At 62.1% G+C, this 17,147-nt stretch carries 16 protein-coding genes; 5 read left to right on the plus strand and 11 right to left on the minus strand.

The features are described 5' to 3' along the window. Positions 1-46 precede the first annotated feature (46 nt). The 8 genes from H7C86_RS14730 to leuS form a co-directional block, all read right to left on the minus strand. Positions 47-1,003 (minus strand): SMP-30/gluconolactonase/LRE family protein, encoded by a 957-nt coding sequence (locus H7C86_RS14730; RefSeq protein ID WP_084325608.1) that lies wholly within the window; start codon positions 1,001-1,003, stop codon positions 47-49. 33 nt (positions 1,004-1,036) lie between these two features. After that, entirely contained in the window at positions 1,037-1,993 is a 957-nt protein-coding gene (locus H7C86_RS14735; protein WP_134998684.1) for an alpha/beta fold hydrolase, read from the minus strand. 1 nt (position 1,994) lies between these two features. Further along, the gene (locus tag H7C86_RS14740) at positions 1,995-2,369 is read right to left on the minus strand and encodes a nuclear transport factor 2 family protein (RefSeq protein ID WP_003942502.1); all 375 of its coding nucleotides are present in this window, start codon (positions 2,367-2,369) and stop codon (positions 1,995-1,997) included. A 65-nt stretch (positions 2,370-2,434) separates the two neighbouring features. Next, complete coding sequence (locus H7C86_RS14745) at positions 2,435-3,115, minus strand: HEAT repeat domain-containing protein (RefSeq protein WP_153213423.1); 681 nt, start codon at positions 3,113-3,115, stop codon at positions 2,435-2,437. Positions 3,116-3,178: 63 nt separating this feature from the next. Beyond that, positions 3,179-4,684: an MFS transporter gene (locus H7C86_RS14750; RefSeq protein WP_029256798.1), complete on the minus strand. Its 1,506-nt coding sequence runs from the start codon at positions 4,682-4,684 to the stop codon at positions 3,179-3,181. Positions 4,685-4,966: 282 nt separating this feature from the next. Next, a complete protein-coding gene (locus tag H7C86_RS14755) occupies positions 4,967-5,380 on the minus strand; it encodes a hypothetical protein (protein ID WP_182261740.1) in 414 nt (137 codons plus the stop codon). A gap of 408 nt (positions 5,381-5,788) precedes the next feature. Continuing rightward, positions 5,789-6,892, minus strand: a complete 1,104-nt coding sequence (locus H7C86_RS14760; protein WP_020971470.1) for a methylated-DNA-(protein)-cysteine S-methyltransferase DNA binding protein — start codon at positions 6,890-6,892, stop codon at positions 5,789-5,791. A 145-nt stretch (positions 6,893-7,037) separates the two neighbouring features. Further along, complete coding sequence (gene leuS, locus H7C86_RS14765; RefSeq protein WP_070384681.1) at positions 7,038-9,884, minus strand: leucine--tRNA ligase; 2,847 nt, start codon at positions 9,882-9,884, stop codon at positions 7,038-7,040. 101 nt (positions 9,885-9,985) lie between these two features. On the opposite strand from leuS, the gene H7C86_RS14770 reads away from it, so the two are divergent. Both H7C86_RS14770 and H7C86_RS14775 read left to right on the plus strand, forming a co-directional pair. Then, positions 9,986-10,480, plus strand: a complete 495-nt coding sequence (locus H7C86_RS14770) for an SdpI family protein (RefSeq protein WP_070384682.1) — start codon at positions 9,986-9,988, stop codon at positions 10,478-10,480. Between the two features lie 5 nt (positions 10,481-10,485). Then, positions 10,486-11,445, plus strand: a complete 960-nt coding sequence (locus H7C86_RS14775) for a DUF1648 domain-containing protein (RefSeq protein ID WP_259349126.1) — start codon at positions 10,486-10,488, stop codon at positions 11,443-11,445. Here H7C86_RS14775 and H7C86_RS14780 read toward each other — a convergent pair. Next, the gene (locus H7C86_RS14780; protein WP_182261741.1) at positions 11,414-12,109 is read right to left on the minus strand and encodes a FadR/GntR family transcriptional regulator; all 696 of its coding nucleotides are present in this window, start codon (positions 12,107-12,109) and stop codon (positions 11,414-11,416) included. The genes H7C86_RS14775 and H7C86_RS14780 overlap by 32 nt on opposite strands. Positions 12,110-12,271: 162 nt before the next feature. On the opposite strand from H7C86_RS14780, the gene H7C86_RS14785 reads away from it, so the two are divergent. Then, entirely contained in the window at positions 12,272-13,441 is a 1,170-nt protein-coding gene (locus H7C86_RS14785; RefSeq protein ID WP_182261742.1) for an MFS transporter, read from the plus strand. Positions 13,442-13,445: 4 nt separating this feature from the next. Further along, positions 13,446-14,426 carry a bile acid:sodium symporter family protein gene (locus H7C86_RS14790; protein ID WP_182261743.1) on the plus strand — a complete coding sequence of 327 codons (981 nt, stop codon included), beginning with the start codon at positions 13,446-13,448 and terminating at the stop codon, positions 14,424-14,426. A gap of 266 nt (positions 14,427-14,692) precedes the next feature. Here the strand turns inward: H7C86_RS14790 and H7C86_RS14795 are convergent, their stop codons facing one another. Both H7C86_RS14795 and H7C86_RS14800 read right to left on the minus strand, forming a co-directional pair. Beyond that, positions 14,693-15,298 (minus strand): YqgE/AlgH family protein, encoded by a 606-nt coding sequence (locus H7C86_RS14795; protein WP_020909845.1) that lies wholly within the window; start codon positions 15,296-15,298, stop codon positions 14,693-14,695. A 53-nt stretch (positions 15,299-15,351) separates the two neighbouring features. Continuing rightward, positions 15,352-16,047: a TetR/AcrR family transcriptional regulator gene (locus tag H7C86_RS14800; protein WP_042953485.1), complete on the minus strand. Its 696-nt coding sequence runs from the start codon at positions 16,045-16,047 to the stop codon at positions 15,352-15,354. A gap of 134 nt (positions 16,048-16,181) precedes the next feature. Here H7C86_RS14800 and H7C86_RS14805 point away from each other — a divergent pair, with 134 nt between their 5' ends. Continuing rightward, a complete protein-coding gene (locus tag H7C86_RS14805) occupies positions 16,182-17,123 on the plus strand; it encodes an NAD-dependent epimerase/dehydratase family protein (RefSeq protein ID WP_182261744.1) in 942 nt (313 codons plus the stop codon). Positions 17,124-17,147: the final 24 nt, after the last annotated feature.

The following is a 17,147-nucleotide window of genomic DNA, read 5'->3' on the forward strand; positions in this document are numbered from 1 at the left end:
GGCAGTCCCGGCATCAGTAGTGGGTAAGACGAGTGAAGGTGTCGCGTTACGGTGTCGCGGCCTGGGCACCCGCATCGAAGCCAGCCGGAATCTCGAAGATCTTTCCGTCGAACCCAGCGCGGTAGAGATGCCCGCTCGCGAATCCGGAATTGCCGCGCCCATAGGTCAACACACTCGACGCCTGCAGTCCGCTGGTGAGCGAGCAGTACTGGCCAGGTCCGTCGATCCGCCACACCTCACCACTGATGTCCGTGGGAACGATTGCGCGATCTCGCGAGTCCAGGGTCAAACCATCTGGAGCAGAGAAGGTTTCGAGACCGCCGAGATCGACCAACGATTCCGAATACCCTGGATTGTCGACGGAGATGCGGCTGACACCCGGGTTTGCGAACGTGCGCGAGACGTAGAGCCAGCGATTATCGGCGCTCAGGGCTGCACCGTTTGCACTCGGGAAGGTCGCCCACGCCGGGTCGACGGCACCGCCTGGACTGACCTTACCGATCAACGAACCGAAATCGTTGGTGGCATAGATCGTTCCGTCGTGCGCGACGGCGAGGCCGTTTGCAGCGCTCAGACCACCGGCGATCGGCGTCACGGCACCCGAGTTCACGTCCACCCGCGCGACCGACGCAGCACGCGTCAGATCGCCGATCAGCACGCCGGCGTTTGCTCCGGTTCCCACCAGCAGTGAACCGTCCGGACCCCACGCGAGTGCGCCCGCACCGCCGGGAACCGTCGCGATCGGAACTGCGGCCTGACCAGGCGCGTCGACGCGGAAGATTCGACCACTCACCAGATCTGTCGTGTACAGGCGACCCTGAGCGTCCACGGTGACACCCTCGAGGGCCGCGCCCGGAATCTGGGCGCTGAGGATTGCGGGGGACGATCCAGGGCAGGGCGGCGCGGCCGCGGCACCGGACACACCCAGAGCCAGAAGCGAACCGGCAACAAGAGCACCGGTGATACCTACCCGAATACCGCGATCGAAGATCCTGGTGCGCATCTGCGCAACGCTAGACCTTCGGCCCGATTTCGCCTAGAGCGACCGAAGGAAAGAGATCAAAAGTTCATTGACCTCGGAAGCACGTTCCTGCTGTACGAAGTGCCCCGCGCCGCCGAGAAGGTGCACACCCCGCAGGTCGGGGACGGTGTCCTTCATGCGGTCCAATGCCTTGGGGCCGCTCATCGCGATGACCGGATCCTCGGCGCCCGCGACGAAGAGCGTCGGGACGTTCACGTGCGCGCCGTCCAAATCCGCACTGCGTTCCCAATTGGCGTCGTACGCCCGGTACCAGTTCAAACCACCTGTGAAACCCGTTGCAGTAAAGGTCTTTACATAGACGTCCAGATCATCCTCGGTGAGCCACGACCACGGCAATGCAGGCGCCTCAGGCAGTACGTCGAGGTAGCCGTTTCCTTCGGCCGGGTTCTTCCAGACGTCGAGGTACCGGTAAGCCCCGGAGAGGGCATGGAAAAGCCGCTGAAGAAACTCACGTGGACGGGCGTCGAGTTCGCGCTCCGCGACACCCGGTTCCTGGAAATAGTGAATGTGCAGAAAATGCTTGCGCGCCATCGCGGCGTAGATGGTCGAGGGTTTTGCGGGAAACCGGTCGGGCGCATAGGGGACCGCCAACGAGACAAGCCCCGCAACACGATCGGGATGGCGCAGAGCGGTGGTCCACGCGACCGGCGCGCCGAAATCGTGGCCGACGAACACCGCTTTGTCGATTCCGAGAGCGTCGAGTAGATCGATCAGCCGGTTCGCGACGGCATCGTTGGTGTAGTCCTCGACCGCTTCGGGGCGGGTAGTGCCGCCGTAACCGGGCATGTCGAGTGCGATCGCCCGAAAACCCGCTTCCGTCAACGCTGCCGACTGATGCCGGTAGCTGTACCCGAGGCCGGGAAAGCCGTGACACATAACCACAGCTGTCCCAGAACCGGAATCGTCAATCTGCCAACGGAATCCGTCGACATCGATCGTCTTGACCGTCATGTCAGGCGGTGATCATGTCTTCCTGGTTCCAGAATGCACGCATCGACAGGATCTTTCCGTCGTCGTCGAAGGTCATGACGTCGATGGGTGCGATGGTCAGGGTCTGCTCGCCGAGCTTGGTGATCAGCGAGAAGTGGAATGCCGCTTCGTTTCCGGCGATGCGGAGGGTCTGAAGGTGAGCTTCTTGGTCGAAATTCTCGATCACGGAGTAGAACTCGAGAATGGACTCGCGGGTGGTGCGAACGTCGGTACCAACCGGGTCTTCAACGGTTGCACCCTCGGCATACAGGGCCACAACCTGGGCGGCAGTGCCCGTGGCAACTGTCTCGATGTAGGCGTCGACGGTCTTGCGGATTACCTCTGCGGACGGTGCCATGGTCTACCCCTCGTAGTTAGAACAGGTTCTAATTCTGAGGATAACCTACGTCTCTGGTCCACGGGTCAGGTTTCGAGCACCTTGCGCAGGCGAGCCTTCTTCCGGTTCTCCCGGACGATCCAGACGACATCGGCGTCATCCGACGCCTCCAGGGAGACGAATGCCGGCAGGGCATTCTCCGGATCAGCCGCGACCGCGACGCTCCAGCAGTATCCGAGCGCCTGCCGGAGAGTACGTGTGTCGGCGTCACGACGGGCATCAGCTGGTTGCGAGACGATCCACTCGGTAGCGTCTCGGCACACCTGGACGGCCAGCGCAGCGTTGGTCCTGTCCTTCAGCAACCGTGGCTCGCAGATCCCGGCAGCCGCTGCGCGCAGCGTCAATGGATGGGTGGAGCGCGCCCACTGCTCGATGATCGCCCGGAACAATTCCGGATCCGTGTCGCCTATCGCCTGAACGGCCATCGCGGCAGCTTCACGTGCACGCCACGAAGCACTGGTGGTCGCCTCCGTCAGACTGTCCAGAGCAGCCTCGTCGCGCGAACGAACAAGGATGAATCCGAGCCCGACGATCCCACAGCAGCGGATGTATTCGTCTTCGGACTCCACCGCCTGCAGGATGTCGTCGTCATCGGCGCCGCGCGCGAACTCGAGCATGAGCGCGAGGTTCGCGCGCGGGCCGGGCAATCCTGAACGCTCCTGCAGATAACTCCACAGTTCATCGCCGTCCAGATCCGCGAATGTCATGGGCGTCCTTTCCTCAGTACACCCAATCCTGTCAGCCCGGATCTACACGCGCAGCATTTCCGATCAGTGAGCAGGGAGAAGGGACGTCTCCTGCGCCGCGCCGTCTTCTGCGCCGATCTGGACGATGTTTCGCGGCAGGAATACGGCTGCGATCGCGCCCAGAACTGCTGCAGCAGCACCGATCAGGAACGCGATGCGCATGCCCTCGTCGGTGTAGAACACAGCGCCCTCCATCGCCATCGCGATGTGCGAGTTCAACACCGTGAAGGCGATGACGGGAAGCACTGCGGGGAAGATGCTCTGGAAGACCGCGACCATGCTCGCCGTGGTTGCCTGCAACTGCGGCGGCACTGCCTCGATGAGCAGGTTCGGAATGGAGGCGTAACCCATACCCATACCGACACCGAAGATTCCGGCAAAGATGATGAGCAGCGGCTTGTTGTCGTGAATGGTGGCCGTCAAGGTGAATCCGACTGCCATGAGTATCATTCCGATGATCATCAGCAGACGGGGTCGAATGTTGCGGCCGACCAGGAAGCCCACGATCAAGCCGCCGACCACCACCATGCCGCCAAGGGGCGCCTGGAAGATCGCGAATCCCTCTGCTGTCACGCCGAATCCGTATCCCAGGCCGAGAACTGCTGGCGTCATCACCATCATCGGCAGCAAAATCGTGAAGACTCCCGACGCGCCGTAGCAGAACCCGGCACCGACGGCGGTGAGCATCACCGAACGCTTACCGAAGTAGCGCAGGTCGATCAAGGGCTCACGGATGGCTCGGGCAGAGGCAACCCAAGCCGCCAGCAGTGCGACGCCACCGATCAGATAGGCCAGTGTCGAGCCGTTCTTCCAGCCCCAGGTCGGTCCGAAGCTGACGCCGATCAGAATTCCGGCGATGCCCGATCCGAGTAGTACCGCACCGATCAGGTCCAGCGAAGAACGCAGTCGTACAGCTGATTCCGCCGTCGAAGCGAAGATCATGCCGCCGAGCAAAACCAAACCGATGACGAAGAACCAGAAGATGCTCCGGAACCCGTGGTTGTCGATCAACCAACCGGTGAGGAACGGCGCCGGAATAGCGATCAGGCCCATGCCGGAGGTTGCAATACTGACAGCCAGCGCAACGGTTTTCGGCGGAAAGACATCTCGAATGAGGGAGTAGCTCAGGAAGAGGCAGGGAACGAGCAGACCAGTCAGGGACCGGCCCAGAATCAAGACTGCATAGCTCGGCGCAATCGCCGAAATGAAGGAACCGACCGCTGCGCCGGCGACCGCAAAGAGCAGGACTTTTCGTTTGCCGTACATATCTGCGAGCTTGCCGAGCAGCGGAGACGCGACCGCCCCCAGCAGCAGGAACGACGTGAGCAGCCAAGCGCCCTGCGTTGTTTGATAATGCACCGAGATGGCGGGCAGCGCCGTGGAAATCATCATGTAGCTCACCGCGAGCATTTCGAGAAGAAGAACGATCGACGCCAGCGAGAACACCAGTCGCGGAGTCCACCTCTCCGGTATCGACGTCGATTCGGGCAGACTGGGAGACGAACCGTCGCTGTGGACATGAGACGCCATGGCTGAAGAATCCTTTCGGGACACCTGCGAATTCGATTGACCCCCTGCCGAATACCGTCGGCCGGGGCCTTGCGGGGAAGTGCAGTGGAACGACAGCTACCGTTCTCGGCAACGTGTTACCTGCATCACAGCCCTCGCGTCGAACGCGCGCTACAGAATGTTCCGCGGAGCGGGACAATCAGGACAACGACTGATTGGCGTCACGAACTCGAAACCGCCCTTGGATTATGAGCAACGGCAACGATTCTCGGCTCGAACTTGAACGTGGGGAATTCCTACCGTTCACCGGTTCGGGTTGACGATGCCGAGAGGGAAGGGTTCGCCGCCGAGCGCACTGGCTGGGAAACACGGAGACGAGGCACTGACAATCAGGTCGCCATTGGTATTCGCAGAGAGATCGAACGCATAGCCGTCGGATGTGCGCGCGGTCGCCGATTTCAGCCCACCTTCGGCCGCCAACTTCTTCCATCCGAAGTCCTGCCACACCCGGAGGATGGTGTCGAAGTATTCAGCGGACTTGCCCGGTGGAATACCGACCACCCAGTACTTGACGATGACGTTCAGCGGCCGGTTTCCGACTGTATCGTCGTCGATGCAAGGCAGAACAGTTCCATTCCCAAACAATCCGCTGGGAGCTTGAGGATGCTGACGGGACAACGCGGCATCGCTCGGAGTCTGAGCCAAAGTATCGGTCAAGTATCGGATAACAGACTGACGCGCAAGAGATTCGGTCAAATTTCTGTTCACTGATACGCCACGAACCATGGCTTCACCTTCTACGTCAGATTCCTTCGCGCATCCTGCCAGCGCAATCAGCACCCCGAATATCACAGCCGCACAACGCGTAGGCATCGAGATCCTTCCGGTGACGTCGATCATGACGATGCGGTATTCGATATAGGGATGTCGCCGGAAGCCGGGATACCGATCTAATCGATTTACAAAAGAATGGAATTGAAATTCTGCGCACGTGACCGAACAGCAATGGTACAGAGCTCAGACATCCATGCCCCCACCAATGCTGTCGAACCCCTGTACGCGACTCAAGATATCAGCTCTACGTACAGGATGCTCCACGCGAACCGCGCCGATCACATTTTGAACTCAGCTGTCCTCATCCGTTTCCTGGAAGTTGCTTGCAATGTCGTAAAGAGTCCGGCCGCCTCGCAGCCACACGCCCGGCCCCGAAAGGACGTGTGGCTTCGATTGCGTTGCCTGTTCGATGATGTGCTTTCCAAGGCCCGTAAGAGACCACGATGTACCGCCCGGTTCTGCACACCAACGCAGTACTTTGGTTGTGCCGCCGACCCATTCGGCACGCCCACGGTTCTTGTCTTCCGAAATCCATCGTTCGACATCCGCACGAACGGCAGAATTGACTGATGTGCCTAAATCAATAGTGAGAAGTTCGCCCGGTTCGATGAGCCCGTATTGCTGAATGATGTGGACCGATTTCTTGTTGCGTCTACGCTCAACGATTTCCATCGTTACCTGGTCCACGGCTTCTTGCGGGATCCCCGCCGTAAGGATTCTGGTCTCAATTCCCTCAGCTGGGAACTCGCAGTGAAATGTAAGGCACAACTGCTGTGACACTTCGGGTTCCGAATCACCGATCGCGAAGAGCGTGGCCGTGTGGATTTCGATGTCGAGTGCTGTCGGGGCAAGTTCTGTAAGCCATTTGACGGTCGTGTAAACCTGCGGGTGGAAACTCTCGGCGATGAGTACGATTTTGGGGCGCGTGAGGAGATCAGGAGTCCATTCTCCTTCTCCAGCCACCACCGAACGCAACCTGTTCAGGGCTTCAGCGCTGGTAATCGTCGGCGTATCGTCAAGTTTCTGCTGATTGCACCAGTCCGCATGCGCTTCGGCCAGTGTATCCATGGTGAATGATGCAACCATTGCGGCGTACGTCAGTGCCTGCAGATGTATCTTGCTGTCGGAGCCGCGCTTTAACTCTACGACGATCAGTTGGCCAGATGGGTCAAGGGCCAACACATCGAGGCGGGACTTTTCGCGATCGCCCGACGGTAATGCCCACTTGTCATATTGAGTCGCCACTATCTGCACGCCTGTGCCGAGAACGTCGGGGTTGGCGACTACCCAGCGCTCTAAATCTGACTCCACCAGATTGTGTCGCTTGAGCGTGGACTGGCCGAATGGGAGGGCGTTCTGACCATCGATGCGGAAGACCCTCGCAGCATTGAGCACACTTGATCCATTTCTGTTACCGACTGAATGTAACTTTTCTGCTGGACAATATATCTCGCAATCAATCTGGGGTCATCTACCAGATACGACTGTGCGCCGTTTCGGTAGCGGTAACTACCAAAACGGCGCACAGGGGCCGAAGGCCCTACAGAACTATGTTGACCATCTTGCCCGGCACAACGATCACCTTGCGGGGTGCGTTGCCCTCGAGCAGAGCGACGATCTTCTCGTCGGCCAGCGCAATCTCTTCGACAGCCTTGCGATCGGCATCCGCCGGGACGCTGATGCGGCTACGAACCTTGCCGTTGACCTGGATCGGGTACTCGACGGTATCCTCGATGAGCCACTTCTCCTCGACTGCCGGGAAGGGTCCGTGCGCAAGGGATTCCGTGTGACCCAGACGCGACCACAGCTCTTCCGCGAGGTGCGGCGCCAGGGGAGCGAGCATCAGCACCAGCGGCTCGACAGCAGCACGCGGCGCACCGCCCGGGAACGCCTTGGTGAGGTGGTTGTTGTACTCGATCAGCTTCGCGGCGGCCGTGTTGTCGCGCAGCGCCGTGTAATCCTCGATGACACCGGAAATCGCCTTGTTGAGCGCACGCAAAGTCTCCTCACCGGGCGCTTCGTCGGTGACACGGGGCTTGCCGGTCTCCTCGTCGATGACGACGCGCCACACTCGCTGCAGGAATCGCGCAGCACCGACGACGTCCTTGGTAGCCCACGGACGCGAGGTGTCCAGCGGACCCATCGACATCTCGTACACACGCAGAGTGTCTGCACCGAACTCGGCGCAGATCTCGTCCGGCGCAACGGCATTCTTCAGGCTCTTGCCCATCTTGCCGTACTCGCGGTTGACCTCGGCGCCTTCGTAGAAGAACTTGCCGTCACGCTCGACAACCTCCTCTGCCGGCACGTAGACGCCGCGGGCATCGGTGTACGCGAATGCCTGGATGTAGCCCTGGTTGTACAGGCGGCGGTACGGCTCGCTCGAGGACACGTAGCCCAGGTCGAACAGAACCTTGTGCCAGAAGCGCGAGTACAGCAGGTGCAGCACTGCGTGCTCGACGCCGCCGACGTACAGGTCGACTCCACCGGGATCGTTGGGGCCGTGCAGTTCCGGACGCGGGCCCGTCCAGTACGCCTCGTTCTGCGGGTCGCAGAAGGCGTCCTGGTTGGTGGGGTCGATGTAGCGCAGCTGGTACCACGAGCTACCTGCCCACTGCGGCATGACGTTGGTGTCGCGGTGGTAGGTCTGCAGACCGTCACCGAGATCGAGCTCGACGTTGACCCAGTCGGTCGCCTTGTTCAGCGGGGGAGAGGGCTCGGAGTTGGCGTCGTCCGGATCGAAGGACACGGGTGCGTAGTCCTCGACCTCCGGAAGCACCACGGGCAGAGCCGAATCCGGCAGAGCGTGTGCGTTGCCGTCCGCGTCGTAGACGATCGGGAAGGGCTCGCCCCAGTAACGCTGACGCGCGAAAAGCCAGTCGCGCAGCTTGTACTGGATGGTGCCCTTGCCCTGGCCGCTCTCCTCGAGGCGACTGATGACGGTCGCCTTGGCCTCGGCAACGTCCAGCCCGTCGAGGTAGTCGGAGTTCACCAGCGGGCCGTCACCGGAGTACGCAGCCTCCGAAACATTGCCACCGGCAATAACTTCGAGAATATCCAGACCGAACGCGTTCGCGAACTCCCAGTCACGGTGATCGTGTCCCGGAACTGCCATGATCGCACCGGTGCCGTAACCCGTCAGAACGTAGTCGGCGATGAAGATCGGAACCTTGTGTCCGTTGACCGGATTGACGGCGTAGGAACCGAGGAAGACGCCCGTCTTCTCCTTGTTTTCCTGGCGCTCCAGGTCGGTCTTGGCGGCAATCGACTTACGGTATGCAGCAACAGCTTCCGCTGGAGTCGTGGCACCGCCAGTCCAGCGCGCGTCGACACCTTCGGGCCACTCGTCCGCGACGAGCTTGTCCACCAAGTCGTGCTCAGGAGCCAGCGTCACGTAGGTGGCGCCGAACAGCGTGTCCGGACGGGTAGTGAACACATCGACGCCGTACTCGCCTGCCGCAAAGGTAACTTCGGCACCGTACGAGCGTCCGATCCAGTTGCGCTGCATGGCCTTGACCTTGTCCGGCCAATCCAGGTACTCGAGGTCGTCGACCAGGCGATCGGAGTACGCGGTGATGCGCATCATCCACTGCTGGAGATGCTTACGGAAGACTGGGAAGTTTCCGCGGTCACTACGACCGTCGGCGGTGACTTCCTCGTTGGCCAGGACGGTACCCAAACCGGGGCACCAGTTGACCATCGAATCCGACTGGTAGACAAGGCGGTACGAGTCCAGAACCTTGGCCTTCGCGGCCACGTCCAACGAAGCCCACTCGCGTCCGTCTTCCAGAGCGCGCTCACCGGAATCGAACTCGGCTTCCAACTCGGAGATACGACGCGCCTTGCCGGCTTCCTTGTCGTACCAGGCGCCATGGATCTGCAGGAAGATCCACTGCGTCCAGTGGTAGAAGTCGACATCCGTCGTCGCGAGACTACGACGCTCGTCGTGGCCCAGACCCAGGCGTCGCAGCTGGCGCTTCATGTTGGCGATGTTGGACTCGGTGGTGGTCCGTGGGTGGGTACCCGTCTGCACGGCGTACTGCTCGGCCGGGAGACCGAAGGCGTCGTAACCGAGGGTGTGCAGGACATTGCGGCCCTGCATGCGATGGAAGCGCGCGAAGACGTCCGTAGCGATGTATCCGAGCGGGTGACCGACATGCAGGCCCGAACCCGAGGGGTACGGGAACATGTCCTGCACGAAGAGCTTGTCGGCGGGAACACCGTCGGGCGAGGAGAGCGGACCGACCGGATTGGGCGCGTTGAACGTGCCTTCCTCACTCCAGCGGTCCTGCCAGTGCTGCTCGATCTGGCCGGCGAGCTCCGCGGTGTAGCGGTGCTGCGGAGTTGCGTCGGCTGGTGAATCGGGGGACTGCGGAGACTCGGTCACTGTGGTCGCTATCTACTTGGCTGACGGAAATACCGATAACCAGGGTAGAGCCTGCACGACCCGGGCATACCATCAACTCCACTCGCGCCTATCCTGTATGGGTGATCGTTGTCGCTGTGGTGCTATTCGTGCTCGCTGTCGCCGTCGGTGGAGTTGCTGTCGCCGGACTGATCGGCAAACTCCCGCGCAACCGCTGGGCCGGTGTCCGCACCGAGGATTCCCTGCGGAGCGAGGAGTCGTTCGCCCTCGCCAACAAGGTGGCCGGTCCGACCATGCTCGCGGCCGCTGGAATGTTGGTCATCGGCGGAGTCGCAGCACTGACCATCGGCGGAGTCTTCGGCATTGCCGTCGCGATCATCGCCGTCGTCGTCGCCATCCTCACTGCCGGTTTCGGTGGAGGCATCGGCACCCGCGCAGCCGCCGCGCTCCCGCAGCAGAGCGGATGCGGTAACGACTGCAACTGCGGCGGACACTCCGAGCCTGCCGCCGACGAGCCGGTGGCGGAGACCCCCGAGGCCAAGGCGAACGCTGCCGCTTGCGGCACCGCTTCCTGCGGTGCCTGCGCGCTCAGGGATGCTTGCCAGCCGGCTCATTGATTCACGTGAAACATCGCGTGGTCGACCCGGCCGGGGTCGTATTCGGGCTAGTCGTTCCGCTGTTGTGTGCGGTCTTCGGCTTCGTCCTGACAAAAATTTGGGAGCCCCGCCTCCCGGAACAGATCGCGACTCACTGGACCACCACCTCGCCGGACGGATTCTCCACCCCGTCGGCCAACGCCTGGACCATTGCACTTCTGACGCTGCTCTTCGGTGGCGGCCTGAGTGCGATTGCTGCTCTTGCTCCCGCGATGCTGATGATGCGCCGATTCATGTTGGTTGTCGGGCTGAGCGTGGTCGGGCTCATCACGACAGTGAACTTCGCTTTGCTCTACACCCAACTCGATGTCACCGATCCATCCACGACGTCACTCCCGCTGTGGTCTATCGGTGTCGGCTTTGCCATCGGCGGGGTGCTGGGGTGGATCGGCGCCTCATTCCTGCGTGACTACCGCGTCCGCACTCTTGCCACGATCGAACCCTCGGCCGGGTTGCCGCGAAGCCGCTGCGCTCTCCCCATCTCCGACGACGTCGGATTCAGCACCAAGGGGTCGGTGATCCTCACTGCGATCACTCTGGCGCCCGGAGTCGTCATGGCGTTGGCGACGCGGTCACTCTGGCCGCTGTTCATCTTCGGGGCACTCGGCCTGCTTGTCGTCAGCTTGGTTCGCTTCCGGGTGATCGTCGACGAACGGGGGATCCGGGTGATCAACATGGGGATGGCTGCGATGACCTACGACATAGACGAAGTTGTCGGAGCTGACATCGCGGAGATCAAACCGTTCGCGGACTTCGGCGGCTGGGGACTCAAGACCAAGGGTCGTCGCAACTACGGCGTCGTCACCCGCACCGGACCAGCGGTGGTCATCACGTTCGCTTGTGGCGACCGACTCACGATCACGACACCCGAAGCCGAAGACATCGCCGGGTCACTCAATCGATTGTCCGACGCCCGGACTCGCTAACCGCCGAGCCTGAACCGATCGCTTCCTGAGTCTTCTCGAGATACCCGCATGCCGCCGCCCTGGCTTTGATGACATCGCGCTCGGCGATGGCTTCGGCAACTCCCTGATGATGCGAAGACGTCAGCGACGGCGGATGCACCCCTTCGGTCACCTCGTAGGTGGCTCGAACTGTTTCGAGGATTCCGGCAAACAGATCTTTCAGCACGGGATTGTGGGCGGCATCGACAACGGCAATGTGAAACGCGAGATCGACGTCGACGAAGTTCTCCGCTGGGACATCACGCTTGGCGGCCAGTTCACGAAGTATCCGAACGTCGTCGTCGCTGCGACGCTCACACGCCAACCGGACCGCTTCCATCTCGAGCGCACGACGCACTTCGAAGACGTATTTCATCTCGTCGACGGACGCGTGTTTGCCGAGCAGTCCGCCGATGTCGGTCCGAGCGCGCACGAAGGTCCCTGATCCTCGACGGATCTCCAGGACTCCCGTCGACGTCAGTGTCTTGATCGCTTCGCGCACGGTGTTCCGGCCGACGCCGAGAACACTCATCAGTTCCGGCTCGGTGGGAACACGGTTCCCGACGGTCCAGGCGCCGTCGGAGATCTGCGCGCGCATCCAATCGAGGGATTGCTCGTACGCGGACTCCTTGCGAACAACGGTCATCTACTCATCCTCACAGCATTCGCGACGATCATTCCACTCACCTACGATACGTAGGACGACCCATGTATTTTCGAACTCTGTCATCAGGAGGGGCTTCCCACGTCCGCCACAGCTGTCGCCACCGAAGAACGCACACGCCGCACCAATCGACACTTCTACGGCGTGGGCTACGTCCTCACCGTGATCCTCTTGGGCGCGAACATGCCCACCTCCGTCTACGGGCTGTATCGGACCGAGTTCGGATTCACGCCAACCATCCAGACGCTCATCTACGGCGTCTACGTCGCCGGCCTCGTTCCGGCGTTGCTGTTCTTCGGACCGCTGTCCGACGCCCTCGGCCGACGCACCGTGCTTCTGACTGCACTCGCGCTGAGCGTCGTCGGCACGCTCGTTCTGGCATTCGCCGACGCGACGGTGTGGTTGTTCGTCGGACGCGTTGCTCAGGGAATCGCGGTGGGCGCGGCCAGTGCGGCGGGCAGCGCCGCGTTGGTGGAGCAGGAACCGAATTTCGATCACCGACGGGCAGCGCTCGTATCGACGGTGACGGGCGCGTTGGGTGGTGCACTCGGACCACTCGTGTCCGGTGCGATCGCCCAGTACCTTCCGCAACCGCTGCGGTTGCCGTATCTGATCTTCCTCGTCGCGTTCATCCCGGCACTGATCGTGTTGCTGCTACTGCCGCGGATCGGGGACATCACACGCCCGAAGCGGTTCTTCCAGATGCCGCATGTTCCCGCCACCATTCGAGAGACGTTCTGGCTCAGCTCGCTCGCCGTCGCGCTGTCGTGGGGCGCTGTCGGACTCTTCCAGTCGGTGGTCCCGTCGTGGATGACCAGCCTGCTGAACATCGACAACCTCCTACTCGGCGGCGGGGCCGCTGCACTGGTCATGATCTGCTCGGTGATCGCGCAGCTCGGCGGGAGTCGTATGGACCCGCGGACGTCCGTCACCGCCGGCCTGGGAATCCTCGCTCTAGGAATGATCGGCCTACTCGTGGTCGACCTCGTACCGAGCCTTGCGCTGCTGGGCGTCATCACCGTGGTGGTCGGCGCCGGGCACGGTCTGGCGTTTGCCGGCGGCATGAAACGCGTCAACGCCGCCGCCCGAATCCACGCCCGCGAGAGCCACGGCGGAGTTCTGGCGGCATTCTTCACCGTCAGCTACGCGGGACTGGCGATCCCGTCGATCATCGCGGGTATCGCCATCACCATCCAGGGAATGCAGACAGCCATCATCGAACTGTCGCTCGTCGGGACGCTGCTGTGCCTGGCCGTGATGGGCTTCAACCTCCGTGGGGCTCGAGAGCCCGTCGACGCACGCCGTTATCCTTAGCCAGGTGAAGTTTCTCAGTAGGTTCTACATCGACGGGTTCATCCTCGGCATCATCATCGCCGGCGTGCTCGGAAGTGTGTTCCCGGTATCGGGTACCGCGGAGAGCATTCTGAACTGGGCCACCAAGATCGCCATCGGCTTCCTGTTCCTGCTCTACGGTGCACGGCTCTCGCCGCAGGAAGCCTGGAAGGGCGTCAAGCACTGGCGACTGCACACTGTCGTCCTTGCCGCGACGTTTGTGCTCTTCCCGCTGATCGGCCTTGCGCTGCGATTCCTGTCGCCGACCCTGATCAGCGACGAGCTCTACACCGGCATCCTCTACATGTGCCTCGTTCCGTCGACGGTTCAGTCGTCGATCGCGTTCACTTCGATCGCAAAGGGAAACGTCGCCGGCGCGATTGTCAGTGCGTCGTTCTCCAACCTGATCGGCGTCTTCGTCACCCCGTTGCTGGTGGTTCTGCTGATGAATACAACGGGCCAGGCGACGGTCGACCTCTCGTCGATCCTCGACATCGTCGTGCAGCTGCTGATCCCGTTCATCGTGGGCCAGCTGATCCGCCCGCTGGTGATCGGATGGCTGCAGAAGTATGCCGAGCCCACCAAGTACGTCGATCGCGGATCGATCCTCCTCGTTGTCTTCGCCGCCTTCAGCGAGAGCATGAAAGAGGGGATCTGGAGCACCATCACGATCTGGCAGATCGTGATCCTCACAATCGTGTGCTGCCTGATCCTCGCGCTGGTTCTCGGCGTGACCACTCTCGCGGGGCGCAAGCTCGGGTTCGACCTTCCCGATCAGATCGTCATCATCTTCTGCGGGTCGAAGAAGTCCTTGGCGACAGGCCTACCGATGGCGGCTGTGCTGTTTGCGGGCCAGCCCGTCGGCCTGATCGTGTTGCCGCTGATGATCTTCCATCAGATCCAACTGATCGTCTGTGCTGCGATGGCGCAACGCTTCGCGAATCGGGATCCGGTGAGCGTCAGCTAGCGAGCAACTCGCCTCGGGTCGCGTCGACGCAGCCACAACCGCCCTGCAGTTCAGCACAATCGATGGACAACGCATGGCGACTCGATGCCAGGTCGACGCAGTTCACGCCGGTGCATTCGAGTGATCCGTCCGCATGTCGCAGCAAAGAATCGTGGCAGTGATCGACATCCGAAACACAATCCGCGCACTGGATCTGACGCTCAGCGATCATTGCTGCCACCTCTCTCGAAAACGATGACACAGGAATATCATCGACCTCCGACAGATCAGTTTCGTTCCACTTCGATGGGATGGCTGGCCAGCATTGCCACGGGGAGCGGTTGGCGTCGTAGCACCCGTGCCCAGACATCGACTCGGGGCGGCGTCAGCACATCGGACGGCAGTGAGCTGATCACCATCCAGTCTTCACGTTCGAGCTCCGAATCCAGCTGGCCCAGAGTCCAACCCGAGTAACCGGCAAAAATGCGGATCCCTTCGACCAGAGGAGCGATGACCTCCGGGTCCGAGTCCAGATCCACCATGACAACTTTGCCGTCCACCCGCCGCAGGCCGGCGACGCCGTCGATTCGTGCACCGTTGCGAGCGATCCCCAGGCAGAGCGCGGAGTCACGCTTGACGGGTCCACCGATGTACAGGGCCGAAGGATGCGCGGTCAGCGGTGACCACTGCGGCAACACGTTCTGCACGGCCGTCTCACTCGGCCGATTGACGATGACGCCAAGGCTCCCGGCGTCGTTGTGCTCGATCATGTAGATGACGGTGCGGCGAAATGCGGGTTCCGTGAGGTCGGTCGATGACACCAACAAACTGCCCGGACGAACCTCCGGTTCTATCCAGGCCATTCGATCCTCGGGTTCTTCTGCGTGCGCCACAAAGACATCATCTCACCGACAACTGCGTGCGGAGGAACGAGACACAGGCGTGTTCAGGTCAGACCCGCCACATCGGCAAGTAGTGCCAGATGCCGCTCGAAAATCTCACTCGCATCGGTGAACGTATCGCTTCCGTACTGCCCGAACACCTCGAAGTTCACCGAACCGAACAGCGATACCCAGACGAGAGTTGCGCGCACCGCGGCATCCGGCGGCAGTTCGGTGCCCAGTTCTTTCCGCACTCCCTCGAGGTCCGTTGCCAGCGTGTCACTCAGGTCCGGGCCCTCTCGCACCGTGAGTGCACCCGCGCGATGGGCGGCGTCGATGATCCCGATCAGCCGGGTCACGACGAGGGTGCCAGGGCCGGTGGTCTGCTCGCCCGGAGCGTCGTAACCGGGGACGGGGCTGCCGAACAGCAATCCGTATCGAGCCGGCTCCCGGATCGCCCAACTCCGGACGGCACGCCCGAGAGCAATGAACTGTCCGCGAAAATCTTCTGCTGCAACGGCATTCACGGCGGAGTCCACTTCCGCGCCCAGTTCCGTGTACCCGTCCACCACCAGCAAGGTCAGCAGTTCGTCACGACTGGCGACGTAGCGGTACACCGCTGAGGACACGACTCCCAGATCACGCGCGACGGCCCTCAAGGACAACGCGGCGGCGCCGACGGCAGCAAGATGCTCGCGCCCGATCCGGGTGATGTCCTGCAGCGTCTGTTCGCGCGCCCGCTCACGGGGAGTCCCAACCATGAGTCCATCTTGCCCCATGACCGAGAGCACTATCAACAAAAGAGAGCACTGCTCTTGACAGCACTGAGACGCGGGTGCATTCTTGAAAACGAGAGCAGTGCTCTCAGTTCACCCGAAACGAGAAGGAGCACACCATGTCGAACCTCGAAATCGTCACCGGAGCAGGACCCGTCGGATCCGCCGTCGCGCTACAGCTCGCCGAGCAGGGAATCAACGTCCGGCTCCTGACCAGGTCCGGCAGCGGGCCCGAGCACCCGCTGATCGACCGCCGACGCGTCGACGTCTCGGATTCCGAGGCCCTGCGCTCGGTCAGCGAGGGCGCCACGGCCATCTACCACTGCATCCACGCCGCCTACAACGCAGCCGATTGGGAGCGGGAACTCCCGGCGGCCGAGAAGGTTGTGCTCGACGCAGCCGCATCCATCGGAGCCGTCGTGGTCTTCCCCGAAAGCCTCTACGCCTACAACTCCGACACCCTGATGACCGAATCCGATCCACGCAACGCCACCGGCGGCAAGCGCGGAGTGCGCACCGCGCTGCTGCGTGCTCGCGAGGCCTCCGCAACACCCACCGTCAGCGTCGTGGCCTCGGACTTCTTCGGCCCCCGCGTCCGCACCGCCCACGCCGGCGAGCGCATGGTTCCGAAGGTCATGGCAGGTAAGAAGATTCGTGTCATCGGTTCCGCAGACCAGCCGCACTCCTTCACCTACATCCCCGATCTCGCGGCGGCGATGATCGCAGCAGCACACAACCCCGAACTCTGGAACTCCGTCATCCACGCACCCACCGGCCCCGCGCTCACTCAGCGCAAAATCGCCGAGGCCTTCGCCCGAGCCGCCGGGGCGACCCCCGCCAAGGTGGGTGTCCTGCCCGCCTGGGTGCTCGACGCCGCCGGCAAGATCAACACCGACAGCCGCGAACTCGCGGAGATGAACTACCAGTTCACCAAGCCGTTTGTCATGGACTCGAGTGCCAGCGAAGTGCTGCTCGGACTCTCGCCGACGCCGCTCGATCAGGCCGCCGAAGAGACCGTCGCGTGGTGGCGCGCGGAACAGGCTCGCACCGCTGCTGCCTGAATCTGGCGGTGGGCCGGGCATCAC

This window comes from Rhodococcus sp. UFZ-B548, from assembly GCF_903819475.1.
GTDB classification, from domain to species: Bacteria; Actinomycetota; Actinomycetes; order Mycobacteriales; family Mycobacteriaceae; genus Rhodococcus_F; species Rhodococcus_F erythropolis.

What these genes read in the sequence shown, in the direction of transcription:
- H7C86_RS14750 (WP_029256798.1), bottom strand. Translation starts at nt 4,684, where the DNA reads ATGGCGTCTCATGTCCACAGCGACGGTTCGTCTCCCAGTCTGCCCGAA.
- H7C86_RS14780 (WP_182261741.1), bottom strand. Translation starts at nt 12,109, where the DNA reads ATGACCGTTGTTCGCAAGGAGTCCGCGTACGAGCAATCCCTCGATTGG.
- H7C86_RS14730 (WP_084325608.1), bottom strand. Translation starts at nt 1,003, where the DNA reads ATGCGCACCAGGATCTTCGATCGCGGTATTCGGGTAGGTATCACCGGT.
- H7C86_RS14805 (WP_182261744.1), top strand. Translation starts at nt 16,182, where the DNA reads ATGTCGAACCTCGAAATCGTCACCGGAGCAGGACCCGTCGGATCCGCC.
- H7C86_RS14735 (WP_134998684.1), bottom strand. Translation starts at nt 1,993, where the DNA reads ATGACGGTCAAGACGATCGATGTCGACGGATTCCGTTGGCAGATTGAC.
- H7C86_RS14740 (WP_003942502.1), bottom strand. Translation starts at nt 2,369, where the DNA reads ATGGCACCGTCCGCAGAGGTAATCCGCAAGACCGTCGACGCCTACATC.
- H7C86_RS14800 (WP_042953485.1), bottom strand. Translation starts at nt 16,047, where the DNA reads ATGGTTGGGACTCCCCGTGAGCGGGCGCGCGAACAGACGCTGCAGGAC.
- H7C86_RS14745 (WP_153213423.1), bottom strand. Translation starts at nt 3,115, where the DNA reads ATGACATTCGCGGATCTGGACGGCGATGAACTGTGGAGTTATCTGCAG.